This is a genomic window from Bacillus sp. FSL H8-0534 (genome assembly GCF_038005885.1).
Taxonomy (GTDB): Bacteria; Bacillota; Bacilli; order Bacillales; family Bacillaceae_G; genus Bacillus_A; species Bacillus_A pseudomycoides.
Genome location: NZ_JBBOUC010000001.1, coordinates 2,295,494 through 2,314,045, shown reverse-complemented (window position 1 = coordinate 2,314,045; position 18,552 = coordinate 2,295,494). Strand labels below are relative to the sequence as shown.

Sequence of the window (18,552 nt, the reverse complement as noted above, 5' to 3'; positions counted from 1 at the left end):
CAAAATTAACCTCTCCAATCTTGGACGATATTTCCGTCACGAATTACAATTTGGCGTGCTGCCGCTTCCCCAATTTCACGATCATGGGTAATCATAATGATTGTTGAGCCTTGTTTGTTTAATTCGTAAAAGAGGTCCATAATTTGTTTACTTGTCTTTGTATCAAGCGCACCAGTTGGTTCATCAGCTAAAATGAACTTTGGATTATTTACAATTGCACGAGCAACGGCAACACGCTGTTTTTGTCCACCAGATAATTCATTTGGCAAATGCGTGGCACGATCTGCTAGACCTACTTTTGTTAGTGCAGCTAATGCACGTTCACGTCGTTCTTTTTTATCTACTCCAGCGTAGATAAGAGGTAATTCTACGTTTTGTAGTGCATTGAGACGTGGGAGAAGCATGAAGTTTTGGAATACAAATCCGATTTCTTTATTACGAATATGAGCTAACTCCGTTTCAGACATGTTTGAAATGTTCTGTCCAGCTAACGAATAAGTTCCACTTGTCGGCTTATCTAAGCAGCCGATAATATTCATTAATGTTGATTTACCAGAACCAGACGGCCCCATGATAGAAGTGAATTCGCCTTGATTAAGTGTTACATCAATACCATGTAAGATTTGAACTGTTTCTTCACCGTTTTGAAAGGCTTTCGTGATGCCTCTTAAGTCAATCATTGGGCGTTAACCTCCATACCATCTTTTAAGTCTTTTTCTGGTTTAGAGATGATTTGGTCACCTTTTTTTACGCCAGACACTTTTGCTTCGCTATCTGTTTCAAATTCAACAGTAACAGCTTGTTCCTTTGCCTTACCATCTTTCACGATAAATACAACATTTTTATCGCCTTTTTTCACAATGCTGCTTTTTGGAACAACTGTACCAGTTGCTTCACCAGACTTGCTTGTTACGTATACGTGGAAGCCCGTTTGTAATTCTTCATTATTATCTAATGTAACAATAAATTGATAGTTAGATACTGTCTTGTTTTCATCCATGCTCTTTACTGGTGTTGTACCGATTTCTGTGACTTTACCAGTCCATTTTTTTCCTGGTACCGTTTTGGATGTAACAGTTACTTCTTGCCCAACTTTTACTTGGGCTAATTCATATTCTGATAGCTGACTTTTTACTTTGAGAGGACCGGCAGTGCGAAGGGTAATACCGCTCATACCTGTTTTTTCATTCGCATTTTTTGCAATTTCTTCAATTACGCCATCAGCTGGGCTTGTTACAGAAAGTGTAGTGAGTTTTTCTTTGTTTGTTTGAATCATTTGATCAGCTTTTTCAACTTCAAATTTTTTCATTTCAAGTTGTGATTCAAGTTGTGTGATTTCAGTTTCTGTTGCTTTTAGCATCTCCCCAGGTGAACCGGCATTTTTATCTTTTTGTAATTTTTGTTTTGCTGCATTTAGTTGTTTGTTTAATAATTCTACTTCTTTATTAGCAAGTTTTTTTTGCATTTCGGCTTCTGTTACACCTAACTTCATGGAAGGATCATTATATTTAAAAAGTAGCTGTCCTTTTTTTACTTCATCGCCTTTTTTAACAGCTAGCTCATATGTCCCTTTTGATGGATCAAATGCGATTGTTTCAATACCATTTGGAATGACTTCGCCACCAAATTTTTGTGCATTTTCAATTTGCTTTTCTGATACTTTATAGCTGCTGTAAGCTTTCGCTACATCGCCACCGCCAGCAAGAGCAAAATATGAACCTGCTGCAATTCCAATTGTTACTAAACCAGTAATGATTACTTTATTTTTCTTTTTCATTTATTTATCACCTTTTCGCTCGTTTTTGTATCTGTTTTCAGTATAGAAGAGAGAGAAAATATGACAAATCGTTTTAGCTTACAATAACATTACAGTTTTGTAAGGTTGATATATTGAGAGGGGATTTGTACAAGAGTGGCGCTTTTGTTTAGGGGAAAAGCAGATTGTTTGACGCGTCTTTTCTTTCTTACAATAATATTGTATGAAGGAAAGGAGTGAGGAATATGGAGGCGTATTTTGGAGCATTTCCGTCAGAGTCATTTGTTCCGTATTCAAAACAACATGTTATTATACTTTTTCTTATCGGTGTAGGAGTTTATTTTCTTTATCATTATCAAGACATACTTCGTGAGCAACAATGGAACGTAAGAGTTCGATATACAATTGCTTTTTTATTTATTGGAAGTGAAATCGGACTTGATGTGTGGCAAGTGAAGGCTGGAATTTTTCAGTTGAGTACATCATTACCATTTGAGTTATGTACCATTAGTTTAGTATTAGCAACAATAATGGTTATTACAAAAAGTTATAAAGTATATGAAGTTGTCTTTTTTACAGGGATTATTGGGGCATCACAAGCCATTTTAACTCCAAACTTACAATATGCTTTTCCGCATTTTCGCTTCATAGAATATTTCATCGCACATGTATTACTCATTTTGGCACCGCTCTTTATGACATGGGTAGAAGGGTATAGGCCGACTTTTCAATCAATCAAGCGTACGATGATTTTTTTAAACATATTGATTCCAATTGTTTCGTTTGTGAATTATAAAACCGGTGGTAATTATATGTTTTTGGCGTATAAACCAGAAACAGCTTCATTACTTGATATGTTAGGTCCGCATCCATACTATATTATTTCATTAGAAATCGCTGCGTTTATAGGGTGCTTATTATTGTATATTCCATTTGTTAGAAATGAAAAACGCGTGCAAAAAGAATCACTAGGATCATAATCTAGTGATTCTTTTTTGTAGAAAATATTTACAATTCTGAAAATTATTTATAAAATAAAGCAGAGTATCAATAGAATGGAAATTTGTATAGAGAGAAGGGGGAAAATGACAAGAAAGATGATTTCAAATGGAATAGAGATTACAGTGCAATTTATTCTTTCTGTTATTGGTATTATTTGTTTAGGTGCTCTTCCAAAACTATTCGAAGGCTTACATATTAATTTTTCACAGTATGTACAGGCTTTAAAGATGTCAGTTATGAAACTGATAGATGTTCCAAACTTAACGTATGGGATGAATCGACCGTTATTTCCACAACTATTTATTCATTATAAAGAAACGATGATTCTTTTTTTAGCTTCATTTTTTATTTCATTATGTATAGCTTTCTGCATTGTGTATATGATGATGAGAAGTCGTTCGCATATACAGCGGCGCATTAAAACATTTCTGCTTTTTCTTGAGTCCATCCCAGACATTCTTCTTATTATCGGATCGCAAATTCTTGTCGTATGGTTTTTTCAAAAGACAGGGTTTTTACCTGTCAAAATTGCTGCGTTAAGTGGAGAATCAATTCGGGGGTTACCAATTATTTGCTTGAGTGTTCCTACTACAATTATGTTTGTGAAGTTGTTACTACTTCGCTTTGAAACAGAATTAGAAAAAGATTATGTATTATTTGCACGGGCGAAAGGATTTGATCGTTTCTATATTTTAAATCGTCATGTATTGCGGAATGTGTTGCTTAGTACATTGTTTTTTGCGAAAACAAATATTTGGTTTATGTTATCAAATTTGTATATTATAGAATGGCTTTTTAACACACATGGTATTTTTGTATTCATTAAAAATTATCAACCGATTGAAGTTTTTACAATGAGCATCTTACTTATTTATATCCCGATCTTTGTTCTATTTAAGTCATTTCATTATTTCGTTCCAGATGCGATGAAAGAGAGGGCGTAAGAGATGTGGAAATATATAAAGCGCGATAAAAAGTTTTGGTTTAGTATTTTATTTCTTGTCGTGTTAGTTGGACTTAGCATTGGGAATACATTGTGGAATGGAGGGCATATTCGCCAAGTTTCGCTGCAATATGACGCGCAAGGAAATGTAGAAGCTCCACCATTTTCGCCTTCATCAAAATTTTTATTAGGAACAGATCGAAAAGGTTATGATCTTTTACATTTAGTCATTGAAGGGGCGAAGTGGACTATTGGTATATCCGCTTTTATTGCGATGATGCGGGTGGTTTTAGGTATCTTTTTTGGTGTTATATTAGGAACCTATGTAAAAAGAGGGTTTTCAAAAATTGAAGCGTTTTTTGATAGCTTTACAGTTATTCCAACTGTTATGATTGCATATTTCTTTCTTCAGTTTGCAACTAGTTTTGTGAATGGAGCAGAGACGACTAGTTTCTTTGAGAGGGCATCATTTCAAGTCATATTGTTTATTGTGCTTGCACTTCCTACAATTTCTCTCTATATTGCGAATGAAGTGCGGAAATTACAAAAGGAAGAGTTTATAGACGCTGCTCGTATACTAGGAGGAAGTAAGCGGCATATTGTTGTGAAACATGTGTTTCCGCACTTATATATGACGTTTGTACTTGTATTGATGCAGCAGTTTATTCAAACGTTGATTCTTTTTCTTCATTTAGGATTACTTGAAGTGTTTTTTGGAGGGACGGTCCAGTTTGGAGGAATGGTCAAAGAGTTAGATTCTTACACACATGAATGGTCTGGTTTAATAGGTGTATACTTTCGCTCTCTATCAGTGCATCCATGGATCCCGCTCGTACCAATTACTTTCTTTGGGCTTACTATTTTTTCAGGGAATATGATTGCACGAAGTATAGAGGATGCGATAGCAAAAGTAAGGTTAGGAGAAATGAACAAAGACGAGGAAGTAGAAGAAGTAAAGTCTATTTCACTTCCTAAAGAAGAGTTATTTACATTTAAACATACGATGTAAAGAGCCTAGGAAACTGTTATTACATATTAACCGTTCGTTCTTGTACAAATACTGTATTAAGTGATAGAAAATGAAAAAGAAGCAAGCATTGATGAATGCTTGCTTCTTTCTTTATTTAGTAGAAACTTCACCTTCAGTTTGTGTCTGCGGGATAAAGTATCCGACAATACCTCCAATAATTGCTGGGACAATCCAACCAATTCCTAATTTGTAAAAAGGAATTGTGCTTACAATAGATGTAATAGCAGCTGGCATCATTCCCACATTATCAAGCGCGTGAATGCAGCTAATGATGAATGCAGCGATCATTGCACCGATGTATACAGATGGTTTACGCTTCGTATATTTATCAATAAATGATACAAAAATTAAAATAATTGTAATTGGATAAAGAATAATTAACACAGGTAATGTAATTTTGATTAATAAGCTTAGTCCTAGATTTGAAATGATAAAGCTGAAAATACAAACATATAATACAAGTTTTTTATACGAGACATTAGTTAATATATTTGTAAAATAGTTGGCAAATGCACTAACTACACCAATAGCTGTCGTTAAGCAAGCAAATATAATTGCGATGCTTAGCAAAACATTACCGCTTGTCCCAAATAATTGGTACATAACAGTTGCTAATAGCTGACCGCCGTTTTCAAATTGACCAAGGTTTCCGTTCGATGCTCCGATATAGCCAAGCAAGAAATAAACAATCGTTAAAAAGAAAGCAGCGATACTTCCGCAAATAATTGTGTATTTTGCGATAGAAGCTTTTTCCGTTACACCGTTTTGACGAATCGCATTTACGACAATTGTTGACAAAACGAGAGCGCCAATCGCATCTAATGTTAAAAATCCTTCTAAAAAACCTTTGAAAAATGGAATCTCTTTATAATCGCCGACAGGATTTTCAAATGAACCTGTTGGTGAAAAGATTGCCTTCGTTGCCATAACTGCAATAACTCCAAGTAAAATTGGTGTTAATATTTTTCCAATATGATCAACTAATTTAGATGGGTTTAATGATAAGAAGTAAACAACCGTAAAGAAAATAAAGCTAAATAGTAACATGGAGTACCATTGATCATTAAAAAGTGGTGCGATTCCAATTTCATAAGAAACAGATCCAGTTCGTGGAATAACAAATAGTGGGCCGATGGAAAGATAGATAATGATAGCTAGTACTGCTGCAAACTTTGGATGAACACGGCTCGCTAAACTTTTAAAACTACCACCTGCAAGAGCAACGGCGACGATTGCTAATAATGATAAACCTACATCTGTAATAATAAATCCTGAAATAGAAACCCACATGTTTTCTCCTGAAGAAAGCCCAAGAAGTGGTGGGAAAATCATATTACCAGCGCCGAAAAAAACTGCAAATAGCAATAAGCTAATGGAGAGAATTTGCGATGGCTTTAAAGTTGTACGCATGTATAGAAAATCCTCCTAAATATCTTTTTGTCGAAAATTCAAATAATTTGTCGAGTAACTGTTATAATTTTAATCGTCTGATGACTAGAAAGCAACAGGAAACTTTAAAAAATTTTAAAAATAATGCGTTAAGTTGAATAATTATGCCTTTTTGGAAAAACATTGGTATGGAAGTTAGGGAAAGATAGATGGACAATAAAAAATACACATATCAATAGGATATGTGTAGCTGGAAAAATTAAAAATAAATTTTTCGATCGCGTTCTTCTTTTAAAATTTCAACAGCTTCGCGGAAACGCTGGGAATGAACGATTTCGCGCTCACGTAAAAAGCGGAGGCTATCATTTATATCAGGATCATCTGATAAATCAATGAGCCACTGATAAGTTGCTCTTGCTTTTTCTTCTGCAGCAATGTCTTCATATAAGTCTGCAATTGGATCACCTTTTGCTTGTATGTATGTGGCTGTAAACGGAACGCCGCCTGCATTGTGATAAAATAGTGCACTATCATGATTAGCGTACTGAGCATCTAGTCCAGCTGCTTTCATCTGCTCAGGGGTCGCGTCTTTTGTTAATTTATAAATCATTGTTGCAATCATTTCAAGATGAGCAAATTCTTCCGTACCGATATCTGTTAATAAACCTATTACTTGATCAGGAATCGTGTAGCGCTGGTTTAAATAACGGAGAGCAGCTGCCAATTCTCCATCTGCACCACCGTACTGCTCAACTAATAATTTTGCAAGTGCTGGATTACAAGTACTTACTTTTACAGGGTATTGCAATTTTTTTTCATATATCCACATATTTTCTCTCCTTTATATTTGCCATGGCCAAGGACCTTTACTCCATTCCCACGGAGCATTAGAGTAGCTATTACCAAACTGTTGGAGTGGGCCATACTTTTCTTCAATTTTTTGCTTTTGCAATCTTCTTTTATAGGAAAAATCATTAAATTGATTTATCGCTGTAACATCATCTGGATGAGTATCTAGATAAAGCGTAAGTTCAACTAATACAAAATCGAGTTCTTGCAACTCTTTTATCCATTCATAATATTCATCTGGCAGTGTTGGAGTCACGATTCTTGTCACCTTCCTTTCTTATGGGGGCTTTCATAATAATCATAAAGAGCAGGCCATAAAGTGCCTTTTTGCAAGGCGTCTCTTGGAGGGAATTGTGGTAAATTAGTTGGTTGGAATCCCATATATAAATGAGGAGGGGTTGAATAAAATCTCTTTCCAATCGGTGGACAAGGATCTTTTGGACTATGGTAAGGTGTGTAAGATTTCATAAATTTGTCCATAATGCAAACCTCCTTTATAAGTGAAACATTCATCACTATGTATTGTATTCAGACATAATTGTTATTTATGACTCATATAGAAAAACTAGTAGGGTCAAGGAGGAAATGTACGTGGAGACTATTACAAATTGTATTGTATTAGAAGTAAGAAATTTAAAGGAAACATTATATTTTTATGAAGGTATCCTGGGATTTCAGCCGAGTAGACACCGGCCACAATTACATGTGCCTGGCGTTTGGTATGATATTGGTGCAACGAGAATTTGCTTCGTTTTAAATAGGGAAAAAGGCGGGGATTTCGGTGAGGAAGTGCCTTCTTATATAAATTTTAGTTTGCCATTTTGTGATATGGAAAAAGTACGAAAAAAATTAGAGTTCTATTGTGTGTCATTTCAAGAATTAGAGAGCTGTAAAACGGAGAAAAGAGGTATTATTGTGCATGATCCTGACCAGTATAGAATTCTAATTGCGCCGAAAGAGTAGATAAGGGGGGAGTTAACCGGATGAATAGTACGTATGAAGAAATCGCGTTGTTTGAACATAAATTCTGGTTGAAGGTTCTTGGCGATCATGCGCAGTTTCTTTTAGATGCTTTAGCTCAAAATGAAAGTGAAGATATTCAAAAAGCGATGTATTTTGTCCAAACATTTGATAGATTCCTCAGTAATATTCATACGGTAAATTTGATTGCATTTGCGAAAGATGCACATAAAGTAGCAGAGGAAATTAGAAAATTTAAGTTAAATATTATACAAAAGCAACTGGAAGGAAAAATTGTCATTCATTTTACACCAACTTTTATTAACCATATGGTGAACGAAGTGGAAGAGTACATAGCGGTATTAGAATATTTAATAAAAGGAGAAGTGCCACCTGTTTTTCATGAATTGCATTATCATCTTGCTTGGCTAACGGATGCAGCGGGTCATGCAGGTGCCATTTCAGGTGGATTAGATCTGGTCGAGAAACGACTGAAAGAGAAGAGTGAAGAATATGAAAAGCATTTTGAACAGTTTTATTTAAAAGCTGTGGAAATGACAGGTTACTTACGGGCAGAACTGCATTCTTTTCCAGCTCTAAAAAAATTTACAAAAGATGTTTCATTAGAATTAACACTATTCTCCCGTTTTCTTCACGAATTAGAAGAATTAGAGTTATCTAATCAAGTATTAAGCTTAATATCTGGAAGAATGGCAGACCATATGGCAAGGGAAGAATGCTATTATTTATTGAAACTAGCACAAGCTTCTGGATTAGAGATGCCAAAGTGTAATCCGCTTTAATTTATACCATATAAAGTGAAACTTTAATTGGTGTGGGGCTTTGCCTCACATCAATTATTAGTTGAACCAATCGGGCTTTTACGGGCAGTTGATTCCCCATCTAATTTCTTTGCTTTCGCTGAATTTTGAGGAGGGGTCTTACTGCCCGTTAATGCGGGATAAAAATTCGCAATGATGTGGATTCTTATATGGTATTTTTGTTTTTTTAGGAGATGCTAGAAAGGAATTATAGAAAGGGGGAATAGAAATGCAATTAGCAACGCATGAATTACGTGACTTAAGTGAACTGATAGCGGGTGACTATAACACAATTAATACGATGTCTACATATATACAGCAAGCACAGGATGATGAGTTGAAACAAATGTTACAGAATCATCTTCCTCTTCATGTGCAAGATTATAATTTGAAGGTGGAATTTATACAAGGTGAGACAACTCCAAATATATCAAAGTTTCAGCCGTCTAAATTAAAACCAGTATTAGCTTCTTATACAGAGGCACCTTCACAAAAGTATTCCCCCGTTACACCAAGCGTCAGTGCACAACCACCTAATGATCGAGCAATTGCGACTGGATATTTATTGAATCAAAAGTCTTCTGCGTTTAATTGTGCAGGTTCTTTATTAGAGTGTGCGAATCCAGAGTTAAGAACGCTTTTAGAAAATACCTTTTTAAATAGTAGTCACCATGCTTATGACATTTGGCAGTATATGGTGAAGAAAGGGTATTATCAGCTATCACCAGCACCAAGTTCTGAAATGCAAGCCATAGCGAGTATGTATCAGCCTATTAATGAAGGATAACCAAAAAAGATTGACAAGTTCTATCAAATATTTTAAGGTGATTTTATAAGATTGCGTATATAAAGGGGAGTAACTTGTCACAATAAAGTCGTCATTACAGGGAGAAACCCTCGGCTTTATTGGCAACGATTTGTTGTTAGTGAGACCTTTACCAGCAATGGTAAAGGCCCCTTATTGTTTTTTTTAGGACCTTTACTATATTTGGTAAAGGTCCTTTTTGTATGCAGAAAAAGGAGAGGTGAAAAATGAAAAAGTTTATAAACCGATTTCGATTTATGCTTCATTTTCGTCAATTTGGTCCATTTTTATATGACTTTTTTACATCAAAAGAAGTCGCTATGAAAAAGAAAGTATTATCGATTGTATTTTTAATCGGGTATGTCGTATTTCCATTTGATATTATCCCTGATTTTTTGCTATTCTTTGGGGGATTAGATGATATTGCTGTTGTCTTATTTATTTTACAACGAATTGTGAAAATGGCACCGAAGCACTTACAAGAAAAATATAATTTAAATAAAGGATAGGAGTTCATAAATGGAGCAGTTTATTTTAGATGTAATTGAGTATTTAAAGCAGTTTTCTTATTTCGGTGTAATTCTAGCATTAACATTTGAGTTTATTCCAGCAGAAATTGTGTTGCCGCTTGTTGGATATTGGGTATACGAAGGAGATATGAATTTTTGGCTCGCAGTATTAGCTGGAACGATCGGAGGAACGACGGGGCCGCTAACACTATATGCGCTCGGTTATTATGGTGGTCGACCGTTATTACTGAAATATGGAAAATACTTTTTTATAAAGGAAGAACAGATTCAAAAAGCAGATCATTTCTTTGAAAAATATGGACCAGCTGTGGCGTTTCTTGGCCGATTTATTCCAGGGGTTCGTACACTTATTTCAGTTCCATGTGGAATCGCCAAAATGAACATTTGGCAATTTAGCATATACACATTTATAGCGATGTTGCCACTCACAACGCTATATGTATATGTAGGATTGAAATTAGGACCTCATTGGAAAAAAGCAGGTACGATTGTTGAACAATATACATTACCGATACTAGGGGTTGTTTGTTTCATTGTGATAGGAATGTTCATTTTCAAGTTTGTGAAAAAGAAAAATAAAGCGGAGTCTATGTGAAAGATGATGAGACTTTTGTTTGATTAAAAGTATTGGACTTAAAAGGTGCTTTCATATACAGAAAGCACCTTTTGTAACATAGATTATCTTTTTATATTGTGATTTATATGATTAAAATCTACTTTTATCCTCCAAACATCTTTTGGTTATCACATAATACTGTTTCTAGATTGTAAATTTAAATCCTTTTATATATTCCAGTAGGGCTAATCGACATCATATCTACTATTTAGTCTAATAGAGATTTAAATGGAACAACTATATATGAGTGATATATAGTTGTTCCATTTCGATTTGCCAACATATAAGTTGCGGCTATGAAGAACAAAAGGTGACCTGCACTCGTTTTTTTCTTTTTGTTTTAACTTGGCATGGGGCAGGAAGAGGATCTGACCGCTTCTATGCACGGCCGGATGCTCTCCCCCACCTAAAAATAAAGGTTTTATGTCGTTTTTTATTTGTATTTATATAGCTGTTGTGGCACTTTACAGGAAACTGACTGTATATTTACAAAGATGTAATATTTTTCATTATTCGTTTAAACGAGGTTAATATGTGTTAGATACAATAATCCTTGTACTGAATCAAACATATGAGGAGGATTTACGTGAGTAGGAACATGTTTCAGAAGGTAAAAGGTCTTATTGGATTATTAGCAGTTTTCATTTTAGCGTTTGTATCGTTTCCATGGAACACTTCCGCACAAACGGAAGAGAAGAAACAAGAGGAAAAACCGCAGGAGAAAAAACTTGTCTTTCCGGTTGTAAGTGACGTACATATTAAAAATAGCGGAACAGATGATACGTTCCGTTGGAAAAGAGCGATTGAACAGTTTAATACACTTGCGCCAAAACAAGACGCATTTGTTATCGTTGGTGATTTTACAGATTCAGGGTCTAATCAGCAATATGATCGTTTTATGCAAGTATATAATCAATATGCCAATAAAGATGCAGTGAGAATGAATTCACTTGGAAACCATGATTATTGGAATGGTTTATCGGCAGAGGATGCACAAAAACGTTTCTTAGAAAAGACAGGAATGGAATCTATTCATTATCATAAAGTCGTGAAGGGATATCACTTCCTTGTTATGTCACCAGAAGATGGAACAACACATGGGTATTATTCTGATAAACAAATTAATTGGTTGAAAGAAGAAATTGCGAAAGCAAAAGCTGATGATCCAGAAAAACCAATTTTCGTGTTCTTGCACCAGCATATTAAAGAAACTGTGTATGGTAGTCATGAATGGGGAACGAAGGACAGTGCAAAAATTAATGAAGTATTAAAGGATTATCCGCAAGCAATTACATTCTCTGGTCATTCGCACTATCCATTAGATGATCCAAGATCCATTCATCAAAAAGACTTTACATCTGTTGGAACATCTTCAGTAAGTTATATGGAAGTAGAGGGCGGGAAAGTTCAAGGTAATATTCCGCCAGGTGCAAGCGATTTAAGCCAAGGTTTATTAGTAGAGGTAGACGATAAAGAAGTAACAATTAATCGTCGTGATTTCCATACGAATTCTTGGACAGGTGAACCATGGAAGGTTCAACTACCAGCTAAAAAAGAATCGTTTAAACATGTAGAAAACCGCGATAAAGAAAAACCATCTTTCGAGAAAAATGCAAAGTTAAAAGTTTCAAATGTAACTGAGAGTTCAGTAACAGCGACTTTCCCGCAAGCAGTGGATAATCTACTTGTTCATTCTTATCGTTTACAAGCAAGAGATAAAGAAACAGGAGAAATTAAAAATAAGTTATTAGCATTCTCAGAGTTTTATCGTGATCCAGTGCCAAAAGAACTTACGTTTACATTAGGTGGGCTAGATAGTGGAAAAACATACACGCTAGAAGCAGTTGCGATCGATTCATTCGAAAATGAAAGTGAACAGCCATTACAAGCAGAAGTAACAACGAAAAAAGAAATTATTGATCCGAATGTGAAAGTGCCAAAGGCGGATGTATTTGATGTTAACTTTTTAGATGGTACATTTAAAGATAACTCATCATTTGGAAGTAAAGGCGATGTAAAAGGAAATGTATCAATTGAATATGATAAAGCATTGAAAAAGCATGTAATGAAATTAAATGGAAAAGCAAACACATTTGGCTATATTCCGTTTTCAGCAGCGCAAAAAGAGAAAGTGGCGAACACATTTACATTAGAAACGGTATTTTCTATGAATGAAATTCGCGGTCAAGCTATTATGGAAAATACAGAGAGCGGCGGAATTGGATTCGAATCTACTGGAACTGGATATGTAGAATTATGGGCTCATATTGGTGGTAGCTATAAACGTATAGGTACACAATTAGAGGCAAATAAAACATATCATTTAACAGGAACGTATAATGGAAATGAATTAGCAATCTATGTAGATGGAAAAAAAGTAAATAGTCAGCCAGTGACAGGTAAAGTATATCATCCGAATGTACCATTCGCGATTGGTGCAGATCCAACAAGCGATGGTAACGGTGGAGTTCCATTACATGGACAAGTGGCGCTTGCAAAATTATATAGTAAAGCACTTACTTCATCTGAAATAGTAGCGGCATACAATGAGTTTACAAATCGCACAAAACTAGAAGAATTAAATGCTTTATATGAAGAGATTGGTAAAGCAAAAGAAACATTAGCCGGTTCTTATGAATTCGGTGAAAAGCCAGGCCAATATTCACAAGCTGCCTTTACAGAATTACAAACAAGTTATAATGGAGCAAAAGTAGTATTTGAAAATATGGCGACGACAGGTGAGCAAGCAGTTGGGGCATATCACAGTTTAAAAACAGCACATCAAACATTTGTACAATCAAAAGTAGTTGACCAAAAATCAGAAACGCCAAAAGAGAAATTACAAAAAACAATTGATGCAGCAAAAGTTTTATTAGCGAAAGTTCAAGTAGGACAAGAACCAGGACAATATCAAGAAGTTCCAGTTAAAGCATTAGAAGGAAAAATCAAAGTAGCGGAATCTGTAGTAAAAGATACAAAAGTAAAAGATCAGTATGTAGAAACAATGAATCGTACATTAGAATATGCGATGCAGCTTGTTGAAAAGAGTGTAAATAAGTAAGAGAATGGGAAGCTTGCCTTGGGCGAGCTTCTTTTATTAGTAGGAATTTATGTCGTATCGCCGATATATGTAGTGATTCCGCCGATATATTATTTCATGTTACAATAAAGAGAGATGAAACAAACGTAAAGGGGCGAAAGATTTGGAAGAGCAAAAGCTAAAAAGAATTCTTGAATATGTATGGATTGCAGTTGTGCTCCTTGTTGGATATTATTTTTTGAAAGATAAAAGTAAATGGGTTCTGTTTTTAATGACTTTTCTATTAGCAGGATTAGGAGCATTGTTTATTAACTTTTTCTTTGATAGTGTAACTGCATGGAAAAAGAAAAAGAAGGAAACAAAATAATAAAGTGAAACTTTAATCAGTGGGGGATTTCTTCATCCCCCACTGATTGCTAGCCCACACTAATCGGGCTTTTGTGGGCAGTTCATGCGGGATAAAAGAGAATGGATATGCGAAACTGGAAGCTTGTGTACCAATTGGTTGTAATGATGATTGTAATTACGATTGGTATTGTAAATTACTCGTCATCAATAAGAAATTGTGCCTGGTTTACAGCTTGCATCGACATATTTTTCATTCTACAAACGTTAACAAAAAAACAAACTCGAACGTAAAGCAGCTCGCTAATATAGCGAGCTGTTTTTCATGCTTTTTTTTGTTCACCATTATTTTCTTTGGTCAGTAAATGGCTATTACGTCTAGAGTAGAAGAAATATACACATAGTCCAATGACAAGCCAAACAGCAAATCCTTTCCAAGTTGTTGCAGAAAGGTTAATCATTAAATAGAGACAACAACAAATTGCAACAATTGGTAATATAGGTACGAATGGTGCACGGAAACCTCTTTTTAAATCTGGGTGTGTTTTGCGTAAAATAAGTACAGCAAAGCAAACGAATGTAAAGGCTGTTAGTGTACCGATGTTCACTAAATTTGCAAGTAGATGTAAATCTAGTAATCCTGCTAATAAAGCTGCTGCAATGCCAGTAATCCACGTATTTAATAGAGGTATTTTAACTCTTTGATTCACGCGAGCTAATGCTTTTGGAAGTAGCCCGTCACGGCTCATTGCATAGGAAACGCGAACTTGCCCATACATAACGACTAAAATAACGGTTGTCATTCCTGTCATTGCACCGACAGCTAATAATCCAGCAATGGTGTCTTCACCAACGAAATGAAGCGCAAAAGCAACTGGATCTGAAACATCTAGTTGTGTATAAGGAACCATCCCTGTTAAAACAAAGGATACAATCATATAGAGTACCGTACAAATGAGAAGGGAACCGATAATTCCAATTGGTAAATCTCGCTGTGGTTTTTTCGTTTCTTCAGCAGCTGTTGCAATGGCATCAAATCCTAGAAAGGCAAAAAATACTGTTGCTGCACCTGTAATAATCCCATCATATCCAAATGGTAAAAACGGTGTCCAATTTTCCGGTTTGACGTATTTTGCACCTGCTACGATAAAGGCAATAATCACTGCTAATTTAACTAATACCATAATATTATTAATGCGAGCACTTTCGCGTACACCGAAGCTAAGAAGCAGTGTAATAAAAAGTAAAATACATACAGCTGGTAAATCGATTATTCCGCCTTTTCCCATTCCAGGGGCTGAGGCGATAATGGCGGGTAGATGAATATTAAATCCGGAAAGTAACGATTGTAAATATCCTGACCATCCGACAGCAACCGCCGCAACTGCCAGTAAATACTCTAGCATTAAACACCAGCCAACAATGAAGGCAACGACTTCTCCAACTGTCATATACGCATAGGTGTAAACGCTTCCTGAAATAGGGATAGAAGAAGCAAATTCTGCATAGCAGAAGGCCACACATGCACAGGTAAATGCAGCAATAAGAAAAGATAGCATAATACCAGGACCAGAATGTTTGGCCGCAACAATACCTGTTAAGACGAAAATACCTGTCCCAATTACAGCTCCAATTCCTAAAAAGGTTAAATCTAACGCAGTTAACGTTCTTTCTAATTGCCGTGGTGATTCAGTAGTAAGTGGTTTTTTTCGTAATAATGATTTCACTTGGACTCTCCCCTCATTCTTCGATTTTCACAACTGCGAATATAATACGAGCCCACTGCAAAATAGTCCATAAGCGAATAGAGGCACAGTTGTGTGCTTTGATAAAAAATCTAGAATTGCTGTAGTCATTTTATTATAATTCAGAATATTTTGTCAAATAAAATGTAACAAATAAAATCTTAGATGTAAGGAAAAACTAACACCAAAAATAGATGTATTTTATAAAGTAGGAGAAGATATTATGCTGTTTTATTTTGAAATTGTCGTTATTTTACTTTGTACGAAATTAGCTGGTGATATTAGTGTTAGACTTGGTCAACCATCGGTACTAGGAAAATTAATTGTTGGAATTATTATTGGTCCCGCTGTTTTTGGAATTATTAATAGTTCTGAACTTATTGATGAACTTAGTGAAATTGGTGTTCTGTTACTCATGTTTATGGCAGGATTAGAAACTGATTTGGAGGAATTAAATCGCAATTTGAAATCTTCATTCGCAGTAGCGATGGGAGGTATCATTTTTCCTTTCCTCGGTGGATATTTGGCGGGACTCGCATTTGGGATGTTACAATCACATGCTATTTTCCTAGGATTACTGCTCTGTGCAACATCAGTGAGTATTTCTGTTCAAACATTGCGAGACTTAGGGAAAATGAATACAAGGGAAAGTACAACGATTTTAGGGGCTGCTGTATTTGATGACGTTATCGTTGTTATTTTATTAGCCTTTGTTATGAGTTTTTTAGGCACACAAGATGTGAGTATTACACTTGTTATCGCTAAGAAAATCATTTTTTTCGTAAGTATTGTTTTCATTGGATGGAAAGTGGTTCCGTGGATTATGAAAATGTTGGTGCCGCTCCGTGTGTCAGAGGCGTTAATTAGTGCAGCACTTATTATTTGTTTTTCATTTGCTTACTATAGTGAGCAAATGGGGATTGCTGGTATCATTGGTGCATTTGCTGCGGGGATTGCCATTTCACAAACAACATATAAACACGAAGTAGAACATAAAATAGAACCGATTGCTTATGCGATTTTTGTACCAATCTTTTTTGTTAGCATCGGGATGGAGATTACATTTCAAGGTATCGGAAACCAAATTTGGTTTATTGTCATCATGACGATTGTTGCCATTATCACAAAGCTAGTGGGATCAGGCTTAGGAGCGAGGTTAACAGGTTTTAACTTAAAGTCTTCGATTAGCATTGGGGCTGGGATGGTATCGCGTGGAGAAGTAGCACTTATTATTGCAGCAAATGGACTTGCAGCAAATTTGTTAGCGAAAGAAAATTTCACTGCAATTGTAATTGTTGTTATCCTTACGACGATTATTACACCACCGTTATTGAAGAAGTATTTTGTGTAAAGAAAGGGCTTATCGAATGTCGATAAGTTCCTTTTTTTTGATTGTGAAATGTAATATGAACTCAATTGAAAATAGAGTTTCTATGTAGTAATTGTGTTAAAATTTATGTGTGCTTTAGTACTAGAAGGAGAAAAATGAATGAAAATTACATGGAAAAAAGTTATATGTGTAGTTGTAATTCTTTTAATGTGTTTGCCATTTACATTAGGAAAAGAATCAAAAGTTAAAGATTTTCCTGTTTCTGTTTTCTCTTCTTATATTGCAGGAGATGATTCGAAAGGATATAGATACACTTCCTTTTTGCCTGATGCTGCAATTTGGATAAATGGATGGGAAAAGAAGTGGTCGGAAGGAGAAAGGACGGTCTATCAAAAAGGAGATCGAATTGTAAATGTGTTTCATCCTCCTGGTGAAGATGTCTTTTATCTTTATGATTCGCAAGATATGGAATTGGGATATGAAAAATAAAAGCAACCGTAAAGAATGGGGGATGAATGGTGAAACCATCAACGCTACTATTTAAAATAGAAAATCATATGAATCAATTTTCACCAGCTGAAAAAAAGGTTGCTCAGTATATTATGGAGAATGCAGAAATTGTTCCTAATTTAACGACAAAAGAAGTTTCTAATAATGCAGGATCCAGTGAAGCAAGTGTCGTACGCTTTTGTAAAACGATTGGTATAGGAAGTTTTAAAGCTTTTAAGTTAGCGCTTGTTAGAGAATTAACAATTGCCGATTATAATATTAATGATTTTTCAGTGATGAACACAGAGGATAGTCCGTTTGATTTATTCAATAAAGTTACATATGTCAATAAGGCTGCGATTGAAGCGGGTATTACTGCTATTGATAAAAAAGAGTTAGAAAAAGCAGCAGATGCCATTTTAGGAGCAAAGAAAATATTATTTTATGGAGTGGGTGGATCAGCTACGCCAGCAATGGATGGAGCGTATAAGTTTACTCGTCTAGGGTTTACGGCTATGATGCTATCTGATTTTCATATGATGCTCCCGCTTGTTACTAACTTAAAACAGGGAGATATATTTGTCGCTCTTTCAACATCTGGCCGGACGAAGGATGTACTAGAAATGGCGCAATATGCTAGTAGACAAGGTGCTACTGTTATCGCTATTACAAAGCTAGATCAATCGTCTCCATTATATAAAGAATCACATATCCGTCTTTGTATGCCAGATGTAGAACAAGATCATCGTATTGCAAGTATTGCTTCAAGAATGACGCAACTTAATATAATTGATGCTTTGTATGTGATTACATTTAATAGGATAGGTAATCAAGTATTGGATAAATTTACAGAAACAAGAGAAGAAGCAGTACGATTACGGAAATTGAAGTAAAGGAAAAGA

The 18,552-nt window shown here is 35.3% G+C and carries 21 protein-coding genes; 14 read left to right on the top strand and 7 right to left on the bottom strand.

The window, feature by feature from the left end; translation table 11 throughout:
* Positions 1 to 5: 5 nt before the first annotated feature.
* Positions 6 to 680, bottom strand: a complete 675-nt coding sequence (locus tag MHH71_RS11880) for an ABC transporter ATP-binding protein (RefSeq protein ID WP_018766880.1) — start codon at positions 678 to 680, stop codon at positions 6 to 8.
* Positions 677 to 1,777 (bottom strand): efflux RND transporter periplasmic adaptor subunit, encoded by a 1,101-nt coding sequence (locus MHH71_RS11875; protein ID WP_006093627.1) that lies wholly within the window; start codon positions 1,775 to 1,777, stop codon positions 677 to 679. The genes MHH71_RS11880 and MHH71_RS11875 overlap by 4 nt, the downstream gene beginning before the upstream one ends.
* 224 nt (positions 1,778 to 2,001) lie before the next feature.
* Between MHH71_RS11875 and MHH71_RS11870 the strand changes: the two genes are divergently transcribed.
* The 3 genes from MHH71_RS11870 (at position 2,002) to MHH71_RS11860 (ending at position 4,710) form a co-directional block, all read left to right on the top strand.
* Entirely contained in the window at positions 2,002 to 2,736 is a 735-nt protein-coding gene (locus MHH71_RS11870; RefSeq protein ID WP_006093628.1) for a YwaF family protein, read from the top strand.
* Between the two features lie 105 nt (positions 2,737 to 2,841).
* A complete protein-coding gene (locus MHH71_RS11865; protein ID WP_018782348.1) occupies positions 2,842 to 3,702 on the top strand; it encodes an ABC transporter permease subunit in 861 nt (286 codons plus the stop codon).
* A gap of 3 nt (positions 3,703 to 3,705) precedes the next feature.
* A complete protein-coding gene (locus MHH71_RS11860) occupies positions 3,706 to 4,710 on the top strand; it encodes an ABC transporter permease (RefSeq protein ID WP_006093630.1) in 1,005 nt (334 codons plus the stop codon).
* Between the two features lie 111 nt (positions 4,711 to 4,821).
* Here the strand turns inward: MHH71_RS11860 and brnQ2 are convergent, their stop codons facing one another.
* The 4 genes from brnQ2 to MHH71_RS11840 form a co-directional block, all read right to left on the bottom strand.
* Positions 4,822 to 6,141 carry a branched-chain amino acid transport system II carrier protein BrnQ2 gene (gene brnQ2, locus MHH71_RS11855; RefSeq protein ID WP_006093631.1) on the bottom strand — a complete coding sequence of 440 codons (1,320 nt, stop codon included), beginning with the start codon at positions 6,139 to 6,141 and terminating at the stop codon, positions 4,822 to 4,824.
* 238 nt (positions 6,142 to 6,379) lie between these two features.
* On the bottom strand, positions 6,380 to 6,949 hold the full coding sequence (gene cotJC / locus MHH71_RS11850) for a spore coat protein CotJC (RefSeq protein ID WP_003195416.1): 570 nt from the start codon (positions 6,947 to 6,949) through the stop codon (positions 6,380 to 6,382).
* Between the two features lie 12 nt (positions 6,950 to 6,961).
* Positions 6,962 to 7,225, bottom strand: a complete 264-nt coding sequence (locus tag MHH71_RS11845; protein WP_006093632.1) for a spore coat protein CotJB — start codon at positions 7,223 to 7,225, stop codon at positions 6,962 to 6,964.
* Between the two features lie 8 nt (positions 7,226 to 7,233).
* Positions 7,234 to 7,449, bottom strand: coding sequence for a spore coat associated protein CotJA (locus tag MHH71_RS11840; RefSeq protein ID WP_016113226.1), 216 nt, complete (start codon positions 7,447 to 7,449; stop codon positions 7,234 to 7,236).
* Between the two features lie 111 nt (positions 7,450 to 7,560).
* Between MHH71_RS11840 and MHH71_RS11835 the strand changes: the two genes are divergently transcribed.
* The 8 genes from MHH71_RS11835 (at position 7,561) to MHH71_RS11800 (ending at position 14,380) form a co-directional block, all read left to right on the top strand.
* Complete coding sequence (locus MHH71_RS11835; protein WP_003195422.1) at positions 7,561 to 7,932, top strand: VOC family protein; 372 nt, start codon at positions 7,561 to 7,563, stop codon at positions 7,930 to 7,932.
* A gap of 20 nt (positions 7,933 to 7,952) precedes the next feature.
* Positions 7,953 to 8,732: a DUF2935 domain-containing protein gene (locus tag MHH71_RS11830; protein WP_006093634.1), complete on the top strand. Its 780-nt coding sequence runs from the start codon at positions 7,953 to 7,955 to the stop codon at positions 8,730 to 8,732.
* A gap of 247 nt (positions 8,733 to 8,979) precedes the next feature.
* Positions 8,980 to 9,537 (top strand): spore coat protein, encoded by a 558-nt coding sequence (locus MHH71_RS11825; RefSeq protein ID WP_006093635.1) that lies wholly within the window; start codon positions 8,980 to 8,982, stop codon positions 9,535 to 9,537.
* Positions 9,538 to 9,782: 245 nt separating this feature from the next.
* Positions 9,783 to 10,064: a YkvA family protein gene (locus MHH71_RS11820; RefSeq protein ID WP_018782344.1), complete on the top strand. Its 282-nt coding sequence runs from the start codon at positions 9,783 to 9,785 to the stop codon at positions 10,062 to 10,064.
* A gap of 10 nt (positions 10,065 to 10,074) precedes the next feature.
* On the top strand, positions 10,075 to 10,680 hold the full coding sequence (locus MHH71_RS11815) for a DedA family protein (protein WP_006093637.1): 606 nt from the start codon (positions 10,075 to 10,077) through the stop codon (positions 10,678 to 10,680).
* 592 nt (positions 10,681 to 11,272) lie between these two features.
* Complete coding sequence (locus MHH71_RS11810) at positions 11,273 to 13,762, top strand: LamG-like jellyroll fold domain-containing protein (RefSeq protein WP_050774400.1); 2,490 nt, start codon at positions 11,273 to 11,275, stop codon at positions 13,760 to 13,762.
* A gap of 142 nt (positions 13,763 to 13,904) precedes the next feature.
* Positions 13,905 to 14,108, top strand: a complete 204-nt coding sequence (locus MHH71_RS11805; protein ID WP_003195434.1) for a hypothetical protein — start codon at positions 13,905 to 13,907, stop codon at positions 14,106 to 14,108.
* Positions 14,109 to 14,215: 107 nt separating this feature from the next.
* Positions 14,216 to 14,380, top strand: a complete 165-nt coding sequence (locus tag MHH71_RS11800) for a hypothetical protein (RefSeq protein ID WP_078211727.1) — start codon at positions 14,216 to 14,218, stop codon at positions 14,378 to 14,380.
* A 29-nt stretch (positions 14,381 to 14,409) separates the two neighbouring features.
* Here the strand turns inward: MHH71_RS11800 and MHH71_RS11795 are convergent, their stop codons facing one another.
* Positions 14,410 to 15,813: an amino acid permease gene (locus tag MHH71_RS11795; RefSeq protein WP_003195436.1), complete on the bottom strand. Its 1,404-nt coding sequence runs from the start codon at positions 15,811 to 15,813 to the stop codon at positions 14,410 to 14,412.
* Positions 15,814 to 16,054: 241 nt separating this feature from the next.
* Here MHH71_RS11795 and MHH71_RS11790 point away from each other — a divergent pair, with 241 nt between their 5' ends.
* The 3 genes from MHH71_RS11790 (at position 16,055) to MHH71_RS11780 (ending at position 18,543) form a co-directional block, all read left to right on the top strand.
* Positions 16,055 to 17,182, top strand: coding sequence for a cation:proton antiporter (locus MHH71_RS11790; RefSeq protein ID WP_003205947.1), 1,128 nt, complete (start codon positions 16,055 to 16,057; stop codon positions 17,180 to 17,182).
* A gap of 138 nt (positions 17,183 to 17,320) precedes the next feature.
* Positions 17,321 to 17,650 carry a hypothetical protein gene (locus tag MHH71_RS11785; RefSeq protein ID WP_006093639.1) on the top strand — a complete coding sequence of 110 codons (330 nt, stop codon included), beginning with the start codon at positions 17,321 to 17,323 and terminating at the stop codon, positions 17,648 to 17,650.
* A gap of 29 nt (positions 17,651 to 17,679) precedes the next feature.
* Complete coding sequence (locus MHH71_RS11780; RefSeq protein WP_033799608.1) at positions 17,680 to 18,543, top strand: MurR/RpiR family transcriptional regulator; 864 nt, start codon at positions 17,680 to 17,682, stop codon at positions 18,541 to 18,543.
* The last annotated feature ends 9 nt before the right edge of the window (positions 18,544 to 18,552 follow it).